This is a genomic window from Streptococcus sp. 2_1_36FAA, assembly GCF_000161955.2.
In the GTDB taxonomy this organism is placed as follows: domain Bacteria; phylum Bacillota; class Bacilli; order Lactobacillales; family Streptococcaceae; genus Streptococcus; species Streptococcus gordonii.
The window spans coordinates 393,106-414,988 of sequence record NZ_KI391974.1 but is presented as its reverse complement, the minus strand read 5'-3'; the positions used below and the strand labels follow the sequence as shown (position 1 = coordinate 414,988).

Below are 21,883 nucleotides of genomic sequence, written 5' to 3'. Positions count from 1 at the left end.
AATGGATATTAAACTAGTCGCAACCGATATGGACGGTACCTTTTTAGATGGTCAAGGACAATTTGACATGGAGCGTCTGAAAAGTCTTTTAGTCAAATTTAAAGAGAAAGGTCTCTATTTTGCGGTAGCCAGTGGTCGAGGGATTCTGTCTCTGGAGAAGCTGTTTGCTGAAGTTCGTAATGAGATTATTTTCATCGCCGAAAATGGCAGTCTGGTTGAATTTCATGGACAGGATTTATATGAGGCTACGATGAGCCGAGATTTTTACCTTGATACTTTTGAAAAGTTAAAGGAGTCACCATATGTAAATACTGGTAAGCTCTTGCTAACAGGTAAAAAAGCTTGCTATGTTTTAGACAGTGTAGATCCGACCTATCTACATTTTTCAACTCACTACAATGAAAATATTGTAAAGGTGGCTAGTTTAGCTGATATTGATGATGAAATTTTCAAATTCACGACTAATTTCACACCTGAAACTATAGCTGAAGGAGAAGCTTGGGTCAATGAAAATGTTCCTGGAGTCAAAGCGATGACAACGGGTTATGAATCCATTGATATTGTTCTTGATTATGTGGATAAGGGGGTTGCGATTGTCGAATTAGCCAAGAAACTTGGTTTAGAAATGGGCCAAGTCATGGCTTTTGGCGACAATCTTAATGACCTTCATATGATGCAGGTTGTTGGTCATCCGATTGCACCAGAGAATGCCCGTCCAGAGATTTTAGAGTTAGCAACTGAGGTAATTGGCTCTCACAAAGATCAGTCTGTAATTGCCTATATGGAGAAATTAGTATGACAGCTATTAAACTAATTGCGCTTGATTTAGATGGAACCCTGTTGACTTCTGACAAGAAAATTTCTCAGAGGAATTTAACGGCTCTAGCAGCAGCCAGGGAAAAGGGAGTAAAAGTTGTATTGACGACAGGCCGACCACTCAAGGCTATGGAGTTTTTGTTAGATGAGCTGGGAACAGCAGGTTTAGAGGATGAATATACCATTACATTTAACGGTGGCTTGGTTCAGCGAAATACTGGTGAAATTATAGATAAAACCGTCTTTTCCCATGCTGATGTGGTTCGTATTTTTGAAGAAACGCAGAAGCTTTCTTTGCCACTCGATGCTATTAGTGAGGGAGTTGTGTATCAGCTGCAGTCAGAACAGAAATCCCTCTATGCCCAAGCCAATCCTTATCTCCAGTTTGAACATGTATCGCTGAACGATTTATCTGAGGGGGTGACCTACAATAAATGTGTCTCAGCCTTTGATCCATCCAGCATTGATAGGGCTTTACCACAGATTTCACGTGAATTATTTGAGCGATATGAAATTTTTAAATCTCGGGATATGCTGTTAGAGTGGTCTCCGAAAAATGTTCATAAAGCAACTGGTTTAGCAAAATTAAGTCAGCATCTTGGTTTAGATGCCAGTCAGATCATGGCTTGTGGAGATGAAGGAAATGACCGTTCCATGATTGAGTGGGCAGGACTTGGTGTGGCCATGGGGAATGCTACGGAAGAAATCAAAGCAGTTGCCAAGGTAATTGCCCCGCTGACCAACGATGAAGACGCAGTCGCTTGGGCGATTGAAAACTATATTTTATAGAGAAAAGGAGGACAGACCATGGGCTTATTTGACCGCCTTTTTGGCAGAAAAAAAGAAAAAAAAGAAGACATCCGAGAAGAGGAGCCTGTTCAGACGGAAGTTTCTGAAACAGAGGATGCAATAGAAAAACTGGAAAATAAAAATCAGTCTCAAGTAGAAAATGCTGCTGAAGTAAGTTTACAAGAGGAGAATCAACCTTTTGAAGAAGAGGAAAAGCAGGAATTTTACGAAGAGCTAGAAGAGCGCTTAGCAGAAGATCAGGTCTTAAATGAGGTCATAGAAGACAAGACTCAGAATAGATTCGTGGGGCAAGAAGCGGATGTACTCCAGCAAGAAGAGACTGAAGAGAGCGCAAGCATTGCTGAAAAGTCTGAAGAAGCTCAAATTGACAATTCAAGTGAAGAAGAGCTTGCTGAAGAACCAGTCCCAGTCCAAGAGGAGTCTGAGGAAAAACAATCAGAACTTGGCTCAGAAACACCAGCAATTGAAGATATCAAGTTAGAAAACCAAGGACCTCTAACTGTCGATGAACCAAGTCAGGCTGATGAAGATGCGAAAGACTCAAATCAAGCAGAAACCCAAGCAGAAGCTGTTGAGGAAGAGAAGCAAGATTTACCAGATGAAGCGGAGCAAGGTCTAGATACAAGCGAAGAGGCTGAAGTTACAAAGTCAGACCAGGAAGAAGGTCATACTGAAACTGTTCAAGAAAAGTATGATCGCAGTTTGAAAAAAACTCGGACAGGTTTTGGAGCTAAGCTCAATGCTTTCTTTGCTAATTTCCGGACTGTCGACGAAGACTTTTTTGAAGATTTGGAAGAGCTGTTGATTACCAGCGACGTTGGCGTGCAAGTGGCCTCTAATTTGGCAGAAGAGCTACGATATGAGGCTAGATTAGAAAATGCCAAGAAACCTGATGCTTTACGAAAGGTTATCATCGAAAAGCTAGTTGATATCTACGAAAAAGATGGTCGTTACAATGAGAAAATTAATTTCCAAGATGGTTTGACAGTCATGCTTTTTGTCGGTGTCAATGGTGTTGGGAAAACTACATCTATCGGTAAGTTGGCCTACAAGTACAAGCAAGAAGGCAAGAAGGTTATGTTGGTAGCAGCAGACACCTTCCGTGCTGGAGCAGTAGCCCAGTTAGCTGAGTGGGGGAAACGTGTTGATGTACCTGTTGTGACTGGTCCTGAAAAGTGTGATCCAGCCAGTGTTGTTTTTGACGGTATAGAGCGTGCTCAAGCTGAAAATATCGATATTCTGATGATCGATACTGCTGGTCGCTTGCAAAATAAAGATAATCTCATGGCTGAATTGGAAAAGATTGGTCGGATTATTAAGCGGGTCAATCCAGATGCTCCTCACGAGACTTTCCTTGCGTTAGATGCTTCAACAGGACAAAATGCTCTCGTTCAAGCCAAGGAATTTTCAAAGATTACTCCAGTTACAGGAATTGTTCTGACTAAAATTGATGGAACAGCGCGTGGAGGTGTTGTTCTGGCTATTCGTCAGGAATTGGATATTCCTGTTAAATTGATTGGATTTGGTGAGAAGATTGATGATATTGGTGAATTCAATTCAGAGAACTTTATGCGTGGCCTTTTAGAAGGATTGCTTTAAATACAAAAAAAGAAATCCAGATTCCTTGGATTTCTTTTTCTATCTTTAATTTTGAGGGTTCCATTGCCACTCAGCTCCAAACTGAGCCAATAATTCTGCTGAAGCAGCTGGTCCCATTGTTCCAACTGCATATTCATGAAGTGGCGCTTGATTGTTTCTCCAGAGCTCTTCGATTTGATCAATTAATTTCCAGCTGGCTTTTACTTCTTCCCAGTGACTAAAATTAGTTGAGTCATTGTTAAGTACATCAAAAATTAATTTTTCGTAAGGTTCAGGTGAAGCTCCAGAAGCAGTCGCATCTGTACGGTAATCTAAAGAAATAGGGGATAAACTGAAGAGTTCGCCGACTTCTTTGCCATTAACGCTGAGTGAGAAACCTTCTGTTGGCTGAATATAGATGGTCAGAACATTCGGTGCTAGTTTTTCACCAAAAATGGAATCCATTTGTTTGAAGACGATGTTAACATGGGTCCCTTTTTCTGTTAGACGTTTACCTGTACGGAAGAAGAAAGGAACATCACGGAAGCGGTCACTGTCAACAAAGAAGGCACCTGAAACAAAAGTTTCAGTCATAGATTCTGGATTGACATTGGGTTCACTTCTATAAGAAATATATTTCTTACCATTGACTTTTCCAGACTTGTATTGGCCACGAATGAAATATTTTTTCAAATCTTCTTGGCTCGGTTGTGTCAAACGTTCAAAAACCTTGATTTTCTCTGCACGGATCTCATCTTTTGTAAAGCTGTTGGGTTTATCCATGGCAAGAAGAGACAGCAATTGCAAGGTATGGTTTTGGACCATATCTCTTAGGGCGCCGGATTCATCGTAATATCCGCCACGTTCTTCTACACCCAGTTTTTCGGCAAAGGTGATCTGGACATTGTCAATGTGGTCGCGGTTCCAAATATTCTCAAAAAGTGAGTTGGCAAAACGAATAGCAAAGATGCTTTGGATCATTTCCTTGCCCAGGTAATGGTCAATTCGGAAGATTTGCTCTTCATCAAAAGTTGCTAACAAGTCGTTGTTAAGTTGGCTAGCTGTTTCCAAGTCTGTTCCAAAAGGTTTTTCGACGATCAAACGCTCAAAGCCTTTGCCATCGACAATGTTTTCAGATTTGAGATGTTTAGCGATCGTTCCGAAAAACTGCGGAGCCATGGATAGGAAGAAGAGTTTATTGTGTTCTGCTTGATATTCTTCATTGAGTCGGTTTTGAAGCTTGCGTAGCTCAATGTAGTGCTCGGTATCCTGCACATCATGACTTTGATAGTAGAAGTGGCTGGCAAATTCCTGTGCTTGCTCAGGACTATCAGCTAAATCAGCGATAGACTCAACGACAACAGATTCAAAGTACTCCTTGCTCCATGGCCTGCGAGCTGTTCCGATAACAGCAAAATGCTTAGAAAGGTTGCCAGACTTATATAATCTAAAAAGTGAGGGATAGAGCTTACGTTTAGCCAAATCTCCACTAGCTCCAAAAATTGTAACAATAACTTTAGATGACATCCTAATATCCTTTTTTTCTAAAATGATGTATCTATTTTATCACAAATGCCTCAAAAATGGTAAATGACGCTACGAATAGAATATAATTTGTCTGAGTTTAAGAAAAAGAGTTAGACTACTTGTCTAACTCTTCTAAAATACTCGATAAACATAAGGATTGGCTGGTTTTTCTACCTTTTCAAAACTGGAGACCTTTAAGATAGGCAGACTCTGTCCTAAATTCTTATGGTATTGTACAGCAATCTTTCCTTTGGCATGGATCCAAGTATTGTCTTCAAAATGCTGGGTATTTCCAGTTGTCAAGAGGCCATAGACTCCAGAGTCAGCAATACAGTGGATGATACCAAAGCGAAAGAGAAATTGACTTTTCTGATCGCTTGGGTCATTGTAGACAAAACCGGTAAATTCAAGAGTTTTACCAACAAATTCATCTGGATAATCATAGATAACTTCCATGACTTCCATGTAATTTTCAGTCGTGACCTGAATGGTACTTTTATTGATATATTTCTTGGCAGCAGCCCGCATTTCTTTTTCATAAGCCCCTTTTGTAAAGTAGGTGCTAGTGTCCGGTTTCAGGTATTGGCTGGTTGTGCCTTCGTCCTGCTGAATAGCAGTTGAAGTTCCCTCAGCCAGCGGGAAATGAAAACCTTTAGCAGAAACTGTTGTCGAATCCAAGGTAACGGTTGGAAAGAAAATTCCAACAAAAAGCGGAATGATAAGGAGCAGCACGCTACCTAGTTTGGCCCAGCGAGTGTTTAAATGACTGTGAACCTCCATCTTCTTCATCCAGATGATGAGTTGCACCACTGCCAAGACAAAAGACAGAATCATAGACAAGTAGGCCAGATAGGAATAGTGGAGATTGATATATTGATTAAGCTTGCCTGTCAGCTGCAGATACATGGTGATCTCAAAGTAGCCGACTAAGATTAGAAATCGAATCATAGCACTACCCCCACAAGCCAAGAGTAAAGAAAGACGACGACAGTAACTAGACTGATAAATTGCCAGATAAAGCGTGTCTTAAAGTAATTTTTCATCATCAGTAGATTCTTGACATCTAGCATAGGCCCAATGACCAAGAAAGCTAGGACTGGCGATAAGCCAAAGCTAGCAATCAAGGAGCTCCCGATAAAAGCATCAGCTTCGCTGCAAAGTGAGAGCAGGAAGGACAGCAGCATGAGGAGAAGAATAGCAACAGCTGGTGTCGAGCTAATTGATGTCAGGATTCTGGTTGGCACATAGACCTGAACCAGGCTGGCGAAGAGACAGCCAAAGACTAGATAGCGACCTGTATCGAAAAATTCGTCAATGGCCTGCACAAAGACCTGAAAGAACTTTTGTCCTTTGCTGAGATGTGAAAAGTCATGCTCATGAACAGCCTTGCGGTTTTCTTTTTGAATATTGCTGTCTGCAAAGAAACCTAAAAAGATCCCTAAAACGATAGCCACTACCATAGAACCTAAGGCACGAAGCAGAGCCATTCGGAAGGAATTACCAAAGGCTGAGTAGGTCGCAAAGAGAACAATAGGATTGATAACCGGTGCTGTCACCAGAAAAGGAACAGCTGTGTAACTGGGGACTTTTTTTTCTAAGAAGCGGTTAATAATGGGAACAATCCCGCACTCACAGGAGGGAAAGACAATACCGATCAAGCTTCCAAAGAAAATCCGAGCCCATTTATTTTTGGGTAAGAAGTGATAAACCTTTTCTGGCGTGACATAAACCTCAATAAAGCCAGAAATAATACTTCCAATCAAAACAAAAGGTAGGGCCTCGATGATGATGGAGAGAAAGATAGCGCCAGCCTGTAAAACACTAGCAGGTAGATTTGAAAAGAGACTCATGCTTTTTTAGCCTTTTCTTCTGTTTCTTTTTTCTTTTTATCATCAGGGAATTCTACTTTTTCTAGCTTAGGAAGGGTTGCAAATTCCTCGAACATCTTATCTAAATCATCTGTTCTATTATATTTTACAGCCATAGGGCCACCTCATTTCTAAAATAATAATTCTATTATACTACCAAAAAGGAAAAAATGATATTTTGAGACATAGGAACTAGTTTCTAATGAGAACTTAGAGTTATAAAAGAATAATAGAAGTTTGACTTTCTGAATTTTTAAGATCAATCTTGTGGTATAATAGAAACGTTATGGAAAATATAAATATTGAAAAAATTGCTCAGAAATTGGGCCTTAAAGAAAGCCAAGTATCACAGGTCCTAGATCTGACTGCTGAGGGAAATACGATTCCTTTTATTGCTCGTTACCGTAAGGAAATGACGGGAAATCTAGACGAGGTCGAGATTAAGGCAATCATTGATTTAGATAAGAGTATGACTGCTTTAGCAGAGCGCAAAGCAACGGTCTTGTCTAAGATTGAGGAGCAGGGCAAACTAACGGATGCTCTTCGCTCTGAGATTGAGGCTGCAGAAAAGCTGGCTGATGTGGAAGAACTTTATCTGCCCTACAAGGAGAAGCGCCGTACCAAGGCTACTATTGCGCGTGAAGCAGGTCTCTTTCCTTTGGCCCGCTTAATCCTTCAGGATGCGCCTAATTTGCAGGAAGAAGCTGAAAAACTGACTAGTGAAGCCTTTCCGACAGCAGAAGCTGCTCTTGCTGGAGCGGTGGATATTCTAACTGAGGCGATTTCCGAAGATACCAAGCTGCGGGCTTGGACCTACCACGAGATGCAGACCAATTCTTCTATCGTATCCAGTCTCAAAGACGGTGATTTGGATGAAAAGCAAGTCTTCCAGATTTATTATGATTTTTCCGAAAAAGTAGCGACCATGCAAGGCTACCGTACCCTGGCTCTTAACCGTGGTGAGAAGCTAGGTATTCTCAAGGTTGGTTTTGAGCATAATCTTGAGAAAATTTTGCGCTTCTTTGAAGTGCGTTTCAAGGTGAAAAATGCCTATATTAGTGAAGCTATCCAGCAAGCAGTTAAAAAGAAAATCATTCCAGCCATGGAGCGTCGTATTCGGACTGAGCTGACTGAGGCTGCTGAGGATGGTGCGATTCAGCTCTTCTCAGATAATCTCCGTCATCTCCTTCTGATTGCTCCTCTCAAAGGCCGCGTAGTACTGGGCTTTGACCCAGCCTTTCGGACAGGAGCCAAGCTAGCTGTTGTTGATGCGACAGGAAAAATGCTGACGACTCATGTCATCTATCCAGTTCCACCAGCAAAGTCAGCTCAGATTGAAGCTTCTAAGAAAGAGTTGTCAGAGCTGATTGAGGAGTTTGGCGTGGAAATCATCGCCATCGGAAACGGAACGGCCAGCCGAGAAAGCGAAGCTTTTGTAGCAGAAGTTTTGAAATCTCATCCACATGTCAGCTATGTTATCGTCAATGAAAGCGGAGCATCTGTCTACTCTGCTAGTGAACTGGCTCGTCATGAGTTTCCAGATTTGACGGTTGAAAAGCGCTCAGCTATTTCCATTGCCCGCCGTCTGCAAGATCCTTTAGCAGAGCTGGTCAAGATTGATCCTAAGTCTATCGGGGTTGGCCAGTACCAGCATGATGTCAGCCAGAAAAAGCTGTCTGAAAGTCTGGACTTTGTCGTGGATACCGTGGTTAACCAAGTCGGAGTCAATATCAACACCGCAAGTCCTGCACTGCTGGCCCATGTAGCTGGTCTCAATAAGACTATTTCAGAAAATATCGTCAAGTATCGGGAAACAGAAGGCTTGATTCGGTCTCGTGAGGCCATCAAGAAAGTGCCACGTCTAGGTGCAAAGGCTTTTGAACAGGCAGCTGGCTTCCTACGTATTCCTGAAAGTGATAACTTGTTAGATAATACAGGCGTTCACCCAGAGTCTTATAAGGCTGTAGAAGAGCTCTTTAAGCGTCTGGAAATCAGCAGTTTGGATGAAGCAGCCCAAGCCAAATTAAAAGCAGTTCAGACTGCTAGTTTGGCTACTGAGCTGGGCTTGGGCGAAGAAACCCTAAAAGATATTATTGATGATTTGCTCAAGCCTGGCCGAGATTTGCGTGATTCCTTTGACGCGCCAGTTCTGCGGCAGGATGTCTTGGATATCAAGGACCTACGCATCGGTCAAAAGCTGGAAGGTGTCGTACGGAATGTCGTCGATTTCGGAGCATTTGTGGATATTGGTATCCACGAAGACGGTCTCATCCATATTTCTAAGATCAGTAAAAACTTTGTTAAGCATCCCAGTCAAGTCCTGTCTGTTGGTGATTTGGTCACTGTCTGGGTGGATAAGCTAGATGTGGAGCGAGAGAAGGTCAACCTTTCTCTGATAGCACCAAATGAATCTAAATGAGTATGTCAAGCAGGTTTCGCTTGAAGATTTCGGATGGGAATTCCGCCACCAAGCTTTTTGGAACAAGCGTCTTCGGACGACTGGAGGACGCTTCTTTCCCAAAGACGGTCATCTGGATTTCAACCCGAAAATCTATGAAGCTTTTGGGCTGGAAACCTTCCGAAAAATTGTCCGCCATGAGCTAGTTCATTATCATCTCTATTATCAAGGCAAGGGGTATCGGCATAAAGATAGTGATTTTAAGGAACTGCTTAAACAGGTAGGAGGCTTGCGCTATACACCCAGTATTTCTAGTCCAGAAGGCAAGTTACATTACCAATGCCAGCAATGTCATGCAGATTTTTATCGACAAAGACGGATTGATCTCAAGAGATACCGCTGTGGTCGCTGTAAAGGAAAACTACGATTATTAAAGCAAGAAAGATAGAAATTCTATCTTTTTTGTTTGCAGTAGACTAACCTCATTTTTGAAAAAAGAGTGAAAAAGTTGTATAATATAGGGGATATGCAGCGAAAGTTGCAAGACTGTAATTCGACTTGGATTCCAAGGACCGTTAGTAATAAAATATAAATGTATGGAAGGATACAAAATTAATGAGTAAAGTGAAAATCATCGCTTTAGGTGGTGTCAGAGAGAATGGTAAAAATCTCTATATCGCCGAGGTGGATGAATCAATTTTTGTTTTGGACGCAGGTCTAAAATATCCAGAAAATGAGCAGTTAGGTGTCGATGTGGTGATTCCCAACATGGATTACCTCTTTGAAAATAGCGATAGAATTGCAGGTGTCTTCTTGACCCATGGTCACGCGGATGCTATTGGAGCTTTGCCTTATCTTTTAGCTGAAACCAAGGTGCCTGTATTCGGTTCAGAATTGACTATTGAACTGGCTAAACTTTTTGTTAAAAATAATGATGTTGTCAAGAAGTTTAATGACTTCCATGTGATTGATGAAAATACAGAAATTGAGTTTGGAAATGTGGTTGTTTCCTTCTTTAGAACGACTCACTCGATACCAGAGAGCTTGGGTATTGTGATAAAGACTGATGAAGGAAATATTGTTTACACAGGCGATTTCAAGTTCGACCAATCAGCTAGCCAGTCTTATGCGACTGATTTTGGCCGCTTGGCTGAGATTGGACGGGAAGGTGTATTAGCTCTCCTAAGTGATTCTGCCAACGCAGACAGCAATGTTCAAGTAGCAAGTGAGAGTGAAGTGGGCGATGAAATTATGCACACCATTGGCGACTGGGACGGCCGTGTGATTGTGGCTGCAGTAGCCAGCAACCTCTCTCGGATCCAACAGGTTTTCGATGCCGCAGCGGATACTGGACGCCGTGTTGTCTTGACAGGTTTTGATGTGGAAAACATTGTCCGGACAGCCATTCGTTTGAAGAAGCTTTCTTTGGCAGATGAACGTCTCTTAATCAAGCCAAAAGAAATGTCTAAGTTCGAAGACCATGAGCTGATTATCTTGGAGACTGGTCGGATGGGTGAACCTATCAATGGCTTACGCAAAATGTCAATTGGTCGTCACCGCTATGTGGAAATCAAAGAGGGTGACCTAGTTTATATTGTAACGACACCATCTATTGCTAAAGAAGCAGTTGTTGCCCGAGTAGAAAATATGATCTACCAGGCAGGCGGAATCGTGAAATTGATTACCCAGCATTTACGTGTATCTGGTCATGGAAATGCTCGTGATTTGCAATTGTTGCTCAATCTTTTGAAGCCTCAATTCCTTTTCCCAATTCAAGGGGAATACCGAGAACTGGACGCCCATGCTAGGGCGGCTATGGAAATTGGCATTTTACCTGAGCGGATTTTCATTCCAAAACGCGGAACCATTATGGAATATGATCGAGGAGATTTTGTTCCAGCAGGCTCAGTGTCAGCAGGAGATGTCCTTATTGATGGAAATGCTATTGGCGATGTTGGCAATATCGTCCTCAGAGACCGCAAGGTCTTATCAGAAGACGGGATCTTTATCGTTGCAATTAGTGTGAATCGTCGGGAGAAAAAAATTATTTCCAAGGCTAAAGTTCATACTCGTGGCTTTATTTATATCAAAAAGAGCCGTGATATTTTGATAGAAAGTGCTGAATTAATTAATAAAACAGTTGAAGACTACCTTGCAAAAGATGAATTTGATTGGAGTGAACTAAAAGGAAACGTTCGCGATGTACTTTCAAAATATCTCTTCGAACAGACCAAACGTCGCCCAGCTATTTTACCAGTAGTGATGGAAGTAAAATAAATGAAAAACAGCCTCTAGGCTGTTTTTAAATCATAGAATAGGAGACTAAGATGGCTTTTCTTGAAATTGAATATAATTCCAAAGTTTTAGAAATGGAAAGACATGTCAATGTTATCTATCCAGATGCCAGTGAGATTGATCCAGACCTAGTAGAAGATAAAGATATTCCAGTTTTATACCTTCTACATGGGATGGGGGGAAATGAAAATTCTTGGCGTAAGAGAACCAATATTGAACGTTTATTGAGACACACAAATCTGATTGTTGTGATGCCCTCAACTGACTTGGCCTGGTATACCAATACAAGCTATGGGCACCGTTATTATGACGCTATAGTTAACGAGTTGCCCGAGGTCTTACAACGTTTCTTTCCAAATATGAGCCGTAAGCGGGAGAAAACTTTTATTGCGGGTCTTTCTATGGGAGGATATGGAGCCTATAAAATTGCTTTGAAAACCAATCGATTTTCTTATGCAGCTTCCTTTTCTGGTGCGCTTGGATTAGGAATTGATGGTTCTAGTCTTGATGATCTTCCTGGTGACAATCGTGCTTACTGGGAAGGGGTCTTTGGCAACTTGGATTCTCCTGATATGAAGCAACACTTTTTAACAAGTATGGTAGCAGAGTCAGACAAGAAAACTAAGTTTTATGCTTGGTGTGGAGAGCAAGATTTTCTCTATAAGGCTAACCAAGTAGCTGTCAAAGAGTTGAAGAAACTTGGCTTAAAACTGGATTACAAACATAGTCCTGGTAAGCATGAATGGTATTATTGGGAAAAGCAACTGGAATATCTCTTAGAGTGGTTGCCGATTGACTATAAGCCAGAAGAGCGTTTGTCATAAAATTAGAGACGAGTAGAAAGTGGGTAGAAGTCGTTGATTTATCTAGTGAAATCCACTTTCTTCTATTGGTATCTTTAGAAAACTTTAAGCAAGGTCTTTTATAATCTGTTTCTATCTAGGAGTGAGAGGAGGCGAGAATGAGATTTCTTTTAAACCTTTTTCATTTTATATGGCGAATGTTCTGGCGCCTTGTATGGGCAGGAATCGTAGCTTTTATTATCTTAGTGAGCGTTCTCTATTTAACGAATCCTAGTCAAACTGGACTAACAGCTGTAAGACAGGCTGTACAGACAGCGGTTAATCAGTTAGATACTTTTTTAGATCAACAAGGTATTCACACTGGCCTTGGTCAAAATGTTCAGAATCTGGGAGAGCATTTAACTGATGAACATGTAGCGAGTTCGGATGGAGCACGTTGGGAAACTGCTAGAGCGACAGTTTATATTGAGACGGAAAATCCTACTTTTCGAGCAGCTTATCAGGAGGCGATGAAGTCTTGGAATGCAACAGGAGCCTTTACTTTTCAACTTGTAGAGGATAAAAGCCAAGCTAATATCATCGCTACTGAAATGAATGATAGTACTATTACGGCAGCTGGAGAAGCTGAGTCTCAGACAAATGTCTTGACCAAGCGTTTTACTAAAGTAACTGTTCGTTTGAATGCTTATTATCTTTTGAACAGCTACTACGGATATTCTCATGAAAGGATTGTGAACACAGCAGCTCATGAGTTGGGCCATGCCATTGGGCTGGATCATAATGAGTCGGAGTCTGTCATGCAGTCAGCAGGATCTTTCTATAGTATACAGCCAATAGATATCCAAGCTGTTAAGGAATTATACCAAGACTAAAGACAGAAATATTTAAGTTCAGAAGAAATGTTATTCCCCTCTCCTTTTGAAGGAGAGGGGCTTTTCAATTCAAAGACTCGAGCTAAGATCTATTTTTCTTTTATCTAGATCACAGAATTAGGCATCTTTCATTTCTTTCTAAGAAAACTATTTTATCCTTGGAAAAGTTGGATTGGATGGTAGAGGAAAAGCCAGCGAGTTAACAAAAATGTGAGTAGTTATGATAGATTCGTGACGTATTCAGATTTGATTGTCCTTTTAATTTAGAGTTGTGGGATAGAAAAAGAGCTAGTAGCTTTTCTAGTTGGTCGATTTAAGAAGATGAAATACTGATGATAAATCTCTCCTTAGTTTGATACTTTTAGGTTGGGTAATTTTTGTTTAAAATAATACCTATTTTTCCTTGTTAATTGAAAGTATGAGTGCTACAATATAGGCAAAATAGAAGAAAGACAGGTTCTCTGTTCAGGTGAAGAAAATGAAGGAAAGAATAGCTGATATATTTCAAAAAAGTATGGCCATTAAAAGCTTTACTCACACTGCTTTCGAACGGGATATCGAAAATTTTTTGATGAACTATATAGGACAAATCCCTTATTTTCAAACTCATCCAGAACTTTTTGGCTCTTGTCCGATTCCTGAGGATGGTTTGGGGCGTAGTATTAATTGGGCCTTGGTGCGTCGTGATTCGGCTGATACAGTCATACTTTTCCATCATCACGATACAGTGGATACGGAAGACTTTGGTTCATTGAAAGATTTGGCTTTTGATAATCAGGCACTGAAAGAAAAGTTAAAAGAAGAGTCTATACGTCAAGATGTCCTGGCTGACATTTCTTCAGGAGATTGGCAATTTGGTAGAGGTTCCTGTGATATGAAGTCAGCCCTAGCCCTGCAGTTGGGGGTCTTAGAGGAATACTCGTCTGTCTCCACTGGCCAAGCAAACTTGCTTTACCTGTCTGTTGGCGATGAGGAAGCATATTCTCAAGGTATGAGGGCAGCTGTTGGTTTGCTCTATGATTTAAAAGAACGTTTTGATCTTAATTACATTCTTGCCATTGATTCGGAGCCTTTTGAAAGTACATCTGAATCAGAAAAGGTCCTACATGTTGGTACAGTTGGGAAATTGATGCCCTTGATCGTGACCCAGGGTCTGCTTTCTCATATGAAAGAACCATTAAAAGGTGTAAATGCGATTTCTCTTTTAGCTAAAATTGTTGAAAAAATAGACTTAAATCCTTTGCTGTCTGATGCGGCTTACGGAGAACAGTCTCCCTTGCCTTCTTGGTCCTTTATGAGAGACCTAAAAGAGCAGTATGATGTGTCAACAGTCCTACGTGCAGCTGGATACTTTAGTCTACTGTATCTGGATAAAAGTCCTCAGGACTTGCTAGAACTGATCCGAGGACTGATGCAAGAAGCACTAGATGAATTTTATGATAAGTATTCCAACTTGCAGGATCAATATCAGGAAAGCAAATCGATTGCTAAGCCAAGAGTGCTAACCTACCAAGACTTGTTAGAAGAATGCCAAAAAAAGGCAGGTTTCAAAGACTTCATGGAAAGGGTCAATCAAGAAGCTAAAGTAGAATTACAAAAGGGTTTGTCCTATCAAGAAGTTACTCTGTCTAATGTACAAAAAGCTCTTGATTTTTACGATAAAAAAGAAGCCTTGGCTGTACTTGCTGTTGCCCCGCCTTATTACCCAACAATGAATAGCCGACGACTTCAAGAACAGGATCTTGACATGGATCGATTCATTTCTTTCTATCAGAATTATTTGGCAAATAAGGGTAGTTACCAGTTGAAAGTTGAAGAGTTTTTCATGGGTATTTGTGATATGAGTTACTGTGCTTTGGAGAAACCTTTGAGTGACTATCAATCTCTTCTGAACAGTATGGCTGTCTCAAAAGAGATTTACCCGCTTGATTTGGAAAAAATTGCTGGAATTAATGTAGCTGCTGTAAATTTGGGCCCTTGGGGCAAGGACCTTCATCAGTTGACAGAACGGGTTTATGAGAAAGATATGTTAGATACCATACCAGCTTTCTTTCTCTATCTTTTAGAACACCTTGACGAAGTCAAAAGGAACTAATTCAGCCTTTTTATTGTGTAATAAAGGAAAAAACGAACATTATCGTTACAAGAGAGACAAACAATTTTAAAAGATATATAATAAATATATTATAAATAAGAGCGGAGGAACTCTGATGATTGAATTGAAAAATGTAACTAAGGATTACGATGGTCATCTGGCCCTTAGAAATCTAAACTTGACCATTCAAAATGGTGAAATTGTCGGTCTGATTGGTCATAATGGTGCAGGAAAATCAACGACAATCAAGTCACTAGTCAGTGTCATTAATCCAACGAGTGGTCAAATCATTGTTGACGGACAAGAGTTGTCTGCTAACCGACTGGCCATCAAGAAGAAAATTGGTTATGTCGCAGACTCACCAGACCTCTTTCTTCGTTTAACAGCTAATGAATTCTGGGAGTTGGTAGCTACATCTTACGATATGGATGAAGCTGACTGTGAGGAACGCTTGCAGTACTTGTTGGAAACTTTTGACTTTGCAGATCATCGATATGAGGTCATCGAATCCTTCTCACATGGTATGCGTCAAAAAGTATTCGTCATTGGTGCACTACTTTCTGACCCGGATATCTGGGTTTTGGACGAACCTTTGACAGGTTTGGATCCTCAAGCGGCATTTGATCTTAAGAACATGATGCGGGAACATGCAGACAAGGGAAATACTGTTATTTTTTCAACCCATGTCCTAGAAGTGGCTGAGCAGCTCTGTGATCGATTGGCTATCTTGAAAAAAGGGGAGTTAATTTTTTATGGAACGATCGAAGAACTCAAGTCCCAACACCCTGAGCAAAGTCTAGAGACTATTTATCTGGGATTGGCTGGACGGAAAGAAGAGGTGGTCCACGATGCGCTTTAAAGCCTTAAAAAGTTTAATTCGGACGAATATTATCTATACAACACCTCCGTCAAGTCTAACACGCTTTCGTCAGAAGCAAGCCAAAAAGCCTGATAAGAAAATCAATGTTTCTAGACAGTTGATTATGACCCACTTGTTTACAAGTTTACTTTATCTTCTTATCTTTGGAGTGATGAGTGCCTTTTATCCTTTAGTAGATCATCCGGGTATCTTTACCAATATGGTATCTATTTTTAGTCTGATGGTTCTATCACAGGGATTCTTATCTTTCTATAACGTTTTCTATGAAAGTAAGGACTTGCAGTCTTATCGGCCATATGCTTTTAGTGAAGCAGAAATCATGATTGGTAAGAGTATCTCTGTTGTTCTGACGGTTTTGCTTGGAGCTCTTCCGATTTTGGCCTATTTTGTTAACCTTCAGATTCAAAGTGGGAATCCTATTTGGCTGGCTATTCCAATCGTTCTGATTTCGCTAGTGGTTTTGGGATCTGTTCTGGCTTTTGGGATTTTGACAGCTGTTCATTTTATTACTAAAACCTCTGTTTTCCGTCAGCATAAGAAAGTGGCCTCTAATATTCTTTTGGGAGTGACCAATCTCTTGATTTTTGGATCAATTATTTTGGTCAATACTCAAAATAGAGAATTACTGCTTAAAGATACAGGTAGTTATTTGCCACCGATGGAAGCCTTTTATTATTTTGGTGTTGCTCCTTTTGAGGCCCAATCTCTTATTGGAATTGGTGCCTGGGCCTTGGTTGCCGTGCTTCTGTTTTCAATCGTAAAATGGAAGGTTCTACCAGAGTTTTATGAAGCTGCTTTGAAAACTTCTGAGACTGTTAATAAGAAACAACGTGTTCGTAAATTTCAACTTGGAAATCAGAAGTCATTCCCTCGCTTTGTTTGGAGCTATCAGCTTAGCTTGATCAGTGACGGTTCTGTTTTTCTTCAATCAGTCTTTATGTCTAGTGTTATGCCTTATCTCTTCATACTTCCTGGACTAATGGGCTTTATTCGGGGAGGAGGATTTGAGCTTAGCCCGTACTTAACACCGAAGTTTCTGTTACCATTGATGTTGATCACGGTGTTCATTGCTACTTTTAATGCAGGTTCGACCAACTTAACTATGATTGGGATTTCCTTGGAGCGCGAGAATTTTTCCTATTTGAAAGTACTTCCCTTTGATATGAAAGCATATCTTCGCTTAAAATTCTGGTATCTTTTCTTGATCCAGTCAATCTTGCCTCTCTTGATATTTGTTGTGGTCAACCTATTATTGGGCACCCATTGGTTATCTCTTTTGGTTATGGTCCTTGTCTGGATCAGTAATTGTTTAGCATGGAGTATCTGGGGCTTCCAACGGGACCATCGTCTCTTGGTTACCAACTGGTCTAACGTCACAGAATTATTCAACCGATCTAACAATACTCTAAAGACAATTATTGCTTTTCTAATCTTATTTGTTTTTATTGCCGCAATTGGTGGTTCCTATGCCTTGATATTCTACCTAAAAGAAGCAATAGTCTATGGTATTACCTTAGGATTTTTCCTTATTATCATGGTCCTTTCTGGTCTTCTCTATTTTCACTATGCGAATAAATTTAAAAAGGCTCTTGAATGAGAGCCTTTTTTGTTATGGTCTTTAATTTGCTATCTCATCTAGGAGACTCTGTGCAGTGGTCGTTGGATTGACACGAACACGATTGAGTGATAGAAGTCCGTCTGAGAGAGAAGCCAAGCCATTATTGGTCGTCAACCCCATTTTATATCCTAACTTTTCTGCAAGCTGAAGAGTTGTCTCACTGTAACGGCCAGAAGGATAAGCCACGGTAGTGGTTGTCTGAGAAAGATTACGATCTAAATACTCTTTAGAATCTTGTAATTCTGAGTTTTGAGTATCAGCACTAGATACGGATAAATCTGGATGGTTCACGGTATGATCTTCAAAAGACATGCCGTTTTTTTTCATTTCTTTGATCTCATCAAGTGTTAGAATATCTTCGCGACCTGCTTGAACAAAACCTGTAATGACATTGTTAGTAGCCTTCATTTGGTATTTTTGTAGGATAGGATAGGCTTGAGTATAGAAGTCCTTAAGACTATCATCAAAAGTCAACCAAATGACCTTCTTATTCTCTGGGAGGACATTTTCAGTCAAGGCCTTATAAGCTTCAGCAGGAGAAAGAGTGTAGTATCCTGCTTCTTTCAAAGCTTTTAAGTGGCTTTCAAAAGTTTCTGGATCAACAATTAGTCCAGAGTTAGCGGCTTCAGAAGGATCCATGACATGGATAGCATGATACATCAAGATAGGCAATTTAACAGGTTTATCTTGCTTGACCCATTTGATTTCCTCTTTCTTTTGATTAGTAGATGAGGGCTGGCTTGCCTCTTTTGAAGGGCTTGCTTTACTAACTTGGCTAGCTTCAGGCTTGCTTGCTTCTTGCTGACTGTTACTGTATTCTTTCCAAAGGAAAATACCACCAGTAACGATAAAGATGAGAAGAATGAGGTTCAACAGAAGTAAGGTATCTCTTTTTTTCCGAGCCTTTTTTTCTGCAGAACGATTGCGATTAGGATAAGTCATAATTTCTCCTTGGCTAGATATTTGCTTTTATTATATCAAATCTAGAGAGGAATAGTATGAATTTTGTGCTAAATTCTGATATAATAGACTTTATACAGAAAAAATTTGAGGAGTGCTTCATGTCTATTAAAATAGCTTTACTTGGTTTTGGAACAGTGGCCAGTGGTGTGCCATTTCTACTGAAGGAAAACGGAGATAAAATTGTTCAAGCAGCCCATTCAGAGATTGAGGTTGCTAAAGTCTTGGTTAAGGATGATGCTGAAAAAGAGCGTCTTTTGGCAGCCGGAAATGACTTTAACTTTGTCACAAATGTCGAAGAAATTCTGAATGATCCTGAGATTACCATTGTCGTAGAATTGATGGGACGGATTGAGCCAGCGAAAACTTTTATCACTCGTGCTCTTGAAGCTGGCAAACATGTGGTAACCGCCAATAAGGACTTGCTGGCTGTTCATGGAGCAGAGCTACTGGAAATTGCTCAAAAACAAAATGTAGCTCTCTACTATGAAGCAGCTGTTGCCGGTGGGATTCCAATCCTTCGTACCTTGGTCAATTCATTGGCTTCTGACAAAATTACCCGTATCCTAGGTGTGGTTAATGGAACTTCTAACTTTATGATGACCAAGATGGTAGAAGAAGGATGGTCTTATGAAGATGCTCTTGCTGAAGCTCAGAAACTTGGATATGCTGAAAGTGATCCAACCAATGACGTAGATGGTATTGATGCAGCCTACAAGATGGTTATTCTCAGTCAGTTCGCTTTTGGTATGAACGTTAAGTTTGAAGACGTGGGTCATCAAGGAATTCGAAATATCACGCCAGAAGATGTAGCTGTTGCTCAGGAGTTGGGCTATGTAGTCAAGCTGGTTGGTTCTATCGAAGAGACGCCATCAGGTATTGCAGCAGAAGTTGCTCCAACATTCCTTCCTAAAGCGCATCCACTGGCTAGTGTCAATGGGGTGATGAACGCTGTCTTTGTTGAGTCAATCGGTATCGGAGAGTCTATGTACTACGGACCGGGAGCTGGTCAAAAACCAACTGCAACTAGTGTTGTGGCAGATATCGTTCGTATCAGCCGTCGTTTGAATGAAGGGACAGTCGGCAAAGCCTTTAATGAATATAGCCGTGAGTTAGTGCTAGCTAAGCCAGAAGATGTGAAGAGTAATTATTACTTCTCTATCTTGGCGCCTGATTCTAAAGGTCAAGTTCTGCATTTGGCTGAGATTTTCAATGCTGAGGATATTTCCTTTAAGCAGATTCTACAGGAAGGTACAGACGGTGAGAAGGCTCGTGTGGTGATTATTACCCATGCTGTCAGCAAGACACAGCTAGAAAATGTCACTGCTAAGCTCAAAGAAGTTGCTGAGTTCGATTTGCTCAATACCTTCAAAGTATTAGGAGATTAAGATGAAGATTATTGTACCCGCTACCAGTGCTAACATTGGTCCAGGCTTTGATTCAGTCGGTGTGGCTGTCAGTAAATATTTGACCATTGAGGTTCTGGAAGAACGCGATGAGTGGCTAATCGAACATGACTTAAATCCAAGAATTCCTAAGGATAAACGAAACTTGCTAATCAAAGTAGCCTTGCAACTGGCACCAAACCTTCAGCCTTACCGTCTGAAGATGACTAGTGATATTCCTTTGGCACGTGGTTTGGGTTCATCTAGCTCAGTTATCGTAGCTGGAATTGAATTGGCTAACCAATTAGGAAAACTGGATTTAACGGATGATGAAAAGCTGGATTGGGCAAACAAGATTGAAGGCCATCCAGACAATGTGGCTCCAGCTATCTTTGGAAATCTAATCATATCTAGTGTTTTTAAAGGGGCTGTTTCCTCTGTTAGGGCAGATTTTCCTGAGTGCTCTTTCATTGCTTATGTTCCAAAGTACGAACTGAAGACACGGGATAGTCGCAGTGTTTTGCCTTTTAAATTTTCTTATAAGGAAGCAGTAGCAGCTAGTTCGATTGCCAATGTTGCAATTGCAGCCCTTCTTCAGGGGGACCTTGTCAAGGCAGGCCGAGCCATTGAATCGGATCGCTTCCATGAGCGTTTTCGCCAAAAACTCGTCAGAGAATTTCCTAACATTAAGAAATTGGCTAAAAAACATGGAGCTTATGCTACTTATTTATCTGGAGCAGGTCCAACAATTATGATTTTAGCTCCAAAAGATAGGGCCAAATTAATTCAAACACGGATTGAGGGATGCAAGTATAATGGAGAAGTCTTTATACTAGATGTTGACAGAGATGGTGTTCGAGTAGAATTTTGAATGCTTTAAAATAGACAATGAGACTGTCTATGCCTACCAAAAAAATTATGATATAATCAAATGAATATCCAACTAGGAGGTTTTACACGAATGGATAAACTTGAATGGCAGGATCTTGCTAGCCAGCTAGGACTTGAGTACGATGAAGATGCGAAAATTATTTTCGGTCAGAAAGATGGGTACACTCTTTTTATTGAAGATGCTGGTGAAAAAATCTACCGAATTTGCTTTTCAGTTAAAGGTGATGAAGCACTTTCCATTGCAGAAGACTTGAAAGAATTGAAAAAGTCCACTAAGGGTATGACAAATGCTCAGCTTACACGTTACAAGCTTGTTATTACCGTTAAAGGTGGAATGACTAAGGGTAGAACCAAAGAAACAATTGCTGAATGTTTAGAAGCTAGTGTCACCTTCTTAAAAGAGCATGGGTTAATCAATGTTTGTGAGCACACTGGAGAAGCAGAGCCAACAGCAGTCTATCAAGTAGGAACAAATTTGTTGATTTTATCAGCAGATAGCTTCCAGCAGTTGAGTTCTAATCTTGCAATTGAGAATCAAAGCTATGATCAGCAAAATGAAAATGTGATTGGCGGAATCGTCGGTGCTTTTGTTGGGTGTTTGATCGGTGGAACAGTTACATTGGGAATCGCTCAATTGGGTTATGTTTCTTTTGTATCTGGTTTAGTTATGGGAGTTTGTACCATTAAGGGCTATGAACTTTTAGGAAAGAAATTATCTAAACTTGGAATTGGTATCAGTATTTTCTTTATGCTTGTGATGATCTTATTTGTTCACCAGCTTGACTGGGCTATATTAATTACAAGAGAAGTAGGTACGGATGTCTTTTCAGCTTTCTCTTATTTCACAAATTATCTCTTATCTGGTGGAGAAGTTCATTATACCTACTGGCTTAACCTTGGATTGCTCTATCTCTTTACAGGAATTGGTGCCTACTCTATGGTACACAATGCTTTAGGTAATCATACCTTGAAGTATGTCACCCGTAAATTATAAAAGAAAACTGGCTGAGGCCAGTTTTTTTGTATTTTTATCGAAAATGCCGATTAATTTTGATATAATAGAATCAATTTGTGATAAGAAAGAGAA

19 protein-coding genes are annotated in these 21,883 nt (G+C 40.5%); 14 read left to right on the top strand and 5 right to left on the bottom strand.

The genetic code is table 11. The features are described 5' to 3' along the window. Window position 1: 1 nt before the first annotated feature. Genes HMPREF0847_RS04440 through ftsY form a run of 3 tightly spaced genes read left to right on the top strand, consistent with a single transcriptional unit; the run spans window position 2 to window position 3,225 of the window. Window positions 2-799 (top strand): Cof-type HAD-IIB family hydrolase, encoded by a 798-nt coding sequence (locus HMPREF0847_RS04440; RefSeq protein ID WP_008808998.1) that lies wholly within the window; start codon window positions 2-4, stop codon window positions 797-799. Further along, window positions 796-1,605 (top strand): Cof-type HAD-IIB family hydrolase, encoded by an 810-nt coding sequence (locus HMPREF0847_RS04435; RefSeq protein WP_008808997.1) that lies wholly within the window; start codon window positions 796-798, stop codon window positions 1,603-1,605. Before HMPREF0847_RS04440 ends, HMPREF0847_RS04435 begins: the two co-directional genes overlap by 4 nt. Before the next feature lie 18 nt (window positions 1,606-1,623). Next, complete coding sequence (gene ftsY, locus HMPREF0847_RS04430) at window positions 1,624-3,225, top strand: signal recognition particle-docking protein FtsY (RefSeq protein WP_020992670.1); 1,602 nt, start codon at window positions 1,624-1,626, stop codon at window positions 3,223-3,225. 45 nt (window positions 3,226-3,270) lie between these two features. Here the strand turns inward: ftsY and zwf are convergent, their stop codons facing one another. From zwf to HMPREF0847_RS11230, 4 genes are all read right to left on the bottom strand, one after another. Continuing rightward, window positions 3,271-4,731: a glucose-6-phosphate dehydrogenase gene (gene zwf, locus HMPREF0847_RS04425; protein WP_008808995.1), complete on the bottom strand. Its 1,461-nt coding sequence runs from the start codon at window positions 4,729-4,731 to the stop codon at window positions 3,271-3,273. Window positions 4,732-4,863: 132 nt separating this feature from the next. Beyond that, window positions 4,864-5,679 (bottom strand): TIGR03943 family putative permease subunit, encoded by an 816-nt coding sequence (locus tag HMPREF0847_RS04420; protein WP_008808994.1) that lies wholly within the window; start codon window positions 5,677-5,679, stop codon window positions 4,864-4,866. Next, the gene (locus HMPREF0847_RS04415; protein WP_008808993.1) at window positions 5,676-6,581 is read right to left on the bottom strand and encodes a permease; all 906 of its coding nucleotides are present in this window, start codon (window positions 6,579-6,581) and stop codon (window positions 5,676-5,678) included. The genes HMPREF0847_RS04420 and HMPREF0847_RS04415 overlap by 4 nt, the downstream gene beginning before the upstream one ends. Then, a complete protein-coding gene (locus HMPREF0847_RS11230; protein ID WP_020992669.1) occupies window positions 6,578-6,715 on the bottom strand; it encodes an SPJ_0845 family protein in 138 nt (45 codons plus the stop codon). The genes HMPREF0847_RS04415 and HMPREF0847_RS11230 overlap by 4 nt, the downstream gene beginning before the upstream one ends. A 170-nt stretch (window positions 6,716-6,885) precedes the next feature. Here HMPREF0847_RS11230 and HMPREF0847_RS04410 point away from each other — a divergent pair, with 170 nt between their 5' ends. The 8 genes from HMPREF0847_RS04410 (at window position 6,886) to HMPREF0847_RS04375 (ending at window position 17,539) form a co-directional block, all read left to right on the top strand. After that, complete coding sequence (locus HMPREF0847_RS04410; protein WP_008808992.1) at window positions 6,886-9,018, top strand: Tex family protein; 2,133 nt, start codon at window positions 6,886-6,888, stop codon at window positions 9,016-9,018. Continuing rightward, window positions 9,005-9,445, top strand: a complete 441-nt coding sequence (locus HMPREF0847_RS04405) for a SprT family protein (protein ID WP_008808991.1) — start codon at window positions 9,005-9,007, stop codon at window positions 9,443-9,445. Before HMPREF0847_RS04410 ends, HMPREF0847_RS04405 begins: the two co-directional genes overlap by 14 nt. Window positions 9,446-9,612: 167 nt before the next feature. Further along, window positions 9,613-11,274, top strand: coding sequence for a ribonuclease J (locus HMPREF0847_RS04400; protein WP_008808990.1), 1,662 nt, complete (start codon window positions 9,613-9,615; stop codon window positions 11,272-11,274). Between the two features lie 50 nt (window positions 11,275-11,324). Further along, window positions 11,325-12,116: an alpha/beta hydrolase gene (locus HMPREF0847_RS04395; RefSeq protein WP_008808989.1), complete on the top strand. Its 792-nt coding sequence runs from the start codon at window positions 11,325-11,327 to the stop codon at window positions 12,114-12,116. A 137-nt stretch (window positions 12,117-12,253) separates the two neighbouring features. Then, complete coding sequence (locus tag HMPREF0847_RS04390; protein WP_008808988.1) at window positions 12,254-12,967, top strand: matrixin family metalloprotease; 714 nt, start codon at window positions 12,254-12,256, stop codon at window positions 12,965-12,967. Between the two features lie 478 nt (window positions 12,968-13,445). Continuing rightward, on the top strand, window positions 13,446-15,062 hold the full coding sequence (locus tag HMPREF0847_RS04385) for a M20/M25/M40 family metallo-hydrolase (protein WP_020992668.1): 1,617 nt from the start codon (window positions 13,446-13,448) through the stop codon (window positions 15,060-15,062). 115 nt (window positions 15,063-15,177) lie between these two features. Continuing rightward, window positions 15,178-15,921, top strand: a complete 744-nt coding sequence (locus tag HMPREF0847_RS04380; protein WP_008808986.1) for an ABC transporter ATP-binding protein — start codon at window positions 15,178-15,180, stop codon at window positions 15,919-15,921. Continuing rightward, window positions 15,911-17,539, top strand: a complete 1,629-nt coding sequence (locus tag HMPREF0847_RS04375) for a hypothetical protein (protein WP_008808985.1) — start codon at window positions 15,911-15,913, stop codon at window positions 17,537-17,539. Before HMPREF0847_RS04380 ends, HMPREF0847_RS04375 begins: the two co-directional genes overlap by 11 nt. Window positions 17,540-17,560: 21 nt before the next feature. Here the strand turns inward: HMPREF0847_RS04375 and HMPREF0847_RS04370 are convergent, their stop codons facing one another. Next, the gene (locus HMPREF0847_RS04370; RefSeq protein WP_008808984.1) at window positions 17,561-18,502 is read right to left on the bottom strand and encodes a polysaccharide deacetylase family protein; all 942 of its coding nucleotides are present in this window, start codon (window positions 18,500-18,502) and stop codon (window positions 17,561-17,563) included. 119 nt (window positions 18,503-18,621) lie between these two features. Here HMPREF0847_RS04370 and HMPREF0847_RS04365 point away from each other — a divergent pair, with 119 nt between their 5' ends. From HMPREF0847_RS04365 to HMPREF0847_RS04355, 3 genes are all read left to right on the top strand, one after another. Beyond that, window positions 18,622-19,908, top strand: coding sequence for a homoserine dehydrogenase (locus HMPREF0847_RS04365; protein ID WP_008808983.1), 1,287 nt, complete (start codon window positions 18,622-18,624; stop codon window positions 19,906-19,908). Window position 19,909: 1 nt separating this feature from the next. Further along, window positions 19,910-20,776: a homoserine kinase gene (gene thrB, locus HMPREF0847_RS04360; protein WP_008808982.1), complete on the top strand. Its 867-nt coding sequence runs from the start codon at window positions 19,910-19,912 to the stop codon at window positions 20,774-20,776. A 90-nt stretch (window positions 20,777-20,866) separates the two neighbouring features. After that, on the top strand, window positions 20,867-21,790 hold the full coding sequence (locus tag HMPREF0847_RS04355) for a hypothetical protein (protein WP_008808981.1): 924 nt from the start codon (window positions 20,867-20,869) through the stop codon (window positions 21,788-21,790). The last annotated feature ends 93 nt before the right edge of the window (window positions 21,791-21,883 follow it).

Bases quoted from the DNA above. Each gene is read 5' to 3' on its own strand.
- HMPREF0847_RS04440 (WP_008808998.1), top strand. From the start codon at position 2: ATGGATATTAAACTAGTCGCAACCGATATGGACGGTACCTTTTTAGAT.
- HMPREF0847_RS04435 (WP_008808997.1), top strand. From the start codon at position 796: ATGACAGCTATTAAACTAATTGCGCTTGATTTAGATGGAACCCTGTTG.
- ftsY (WP_020992670.1), top strand. From the start codon at position 1,624: ATGGGCTTATTTGACCGCCTTTTTGGCAGAAAAAAAGAAAAAAAAGAA.
- zwf (WP_008808995.1), bottom strand. From the start codon at position 4,731: ATGTCATCTAAAGTTATTGTTACAATTTTTGGAGCTAGTGGAGATTTG.
- HMPREF0847_RS04420 (WP_008808994.1), bottom strand. From the start codon at position 5,679: ATGATTCGATTTCTAATCTTAGTCGGCTACTTTGAGATCACCATGTAT.
- HMPREF0847_RS04415 (WP_008808993.1), bottom strand. From the start codon at position 6,581: ATGAGTCTCTTTTCAAATCTACCTGCTAGTGTTTTACAGGCTGGCGCT.
- HMPREF0847_RS11230 (WP_020992669.1), bottom strand. From the start codon at position 6,715: ATGGCTGTAAAATATAATAGAACAGATGATTTAGATAAGATGTTCGAG.
- HMPREF0847_RS04410 (WP_008808992.1), top strand. From the start codon at position 6,886: ATGGAAAATATAAATATTGAAAAAATTGCTCAGAAATTGGGCCTTAAA.
- HMPREF0847_RS04405 (WP_008808991.1), top strand. From the start codon at position 9,005: ATGAATCTAAATGAGTATGTCAAGCAGGTTTCGCTTGAAGATTTCGGA.
- HMPREF0847_RS04400 (WP_008808990.1), top strand. From the start codon at position 9,613: ATGAGTAAAGTGAAAATCATCGCTTTAGGTGGTGTCAGAGAGAATGGT.
- HMPREF0847_RS04395 (WP_008808989.1), top strand. From the start codon at position 11,325: ATGGCTTTTCTTGAAATTGAATATAATTCCAAAGTTTTAGAAATGGAA.
- HMPREF0847_RS04390 (WP_008808988.1), top strand. From the start codon at position 12,254: ATGAGATTTCTTTTAAACCTTTTTCATTTTATATGGCGAATGTTCTGG.
- HMPREF0847_RS04385 (WP_020992668.1), top strand. From the start codon at position 13,446: ATGAAGGAAAGAATAGCTGATATATTTCAAAAAAGTATGGCCATTAAA.
- HMPREF0847_RS04380 (WP_008808986.1), top strand. From the start codon at position 15,178: ATGATTGAATTGAAAAATGTAACTAAGGATTACGATGGTCATCTGGCC.
- HMPREF0847_RS04375 (WP_008808985.1), top strand. From the start codon at position 15,911: ATGCGCTTTAAAGCCTTAAAAAGTTTAATTCGGACGAATATTATCTAT.
- HMPREF0847_RS04370 (WP_008808984.1), bottom strand. From the start codon at position 18,502: ATGACTTATCCTAATCGCAATCGTTCTGCAGAAAAAAAGGCTCGGAAA.
- HMPREF0847_RS04365 (WP_008808983.1), top strand. From the start codon at position 18,622: ATGTCTATTAAAATAGCTTTACTTGGTTTTGGAACAGTGGCCAGTGGT.
- thrB (WP_008808982.1), top strand. From the start codon at position 19,910: ATGAAGATTATTGTACCCGCTACCAGTGCTAACATTGGTCCAGGCTTT.
- HMPREF0847_RS04355 (WP_008808981.1), top strand. From the start codon at position 20,867: ATGGATAAACTTGAATGGCAGGATCTTGCTAGCCAGCTAGGACTTGAG.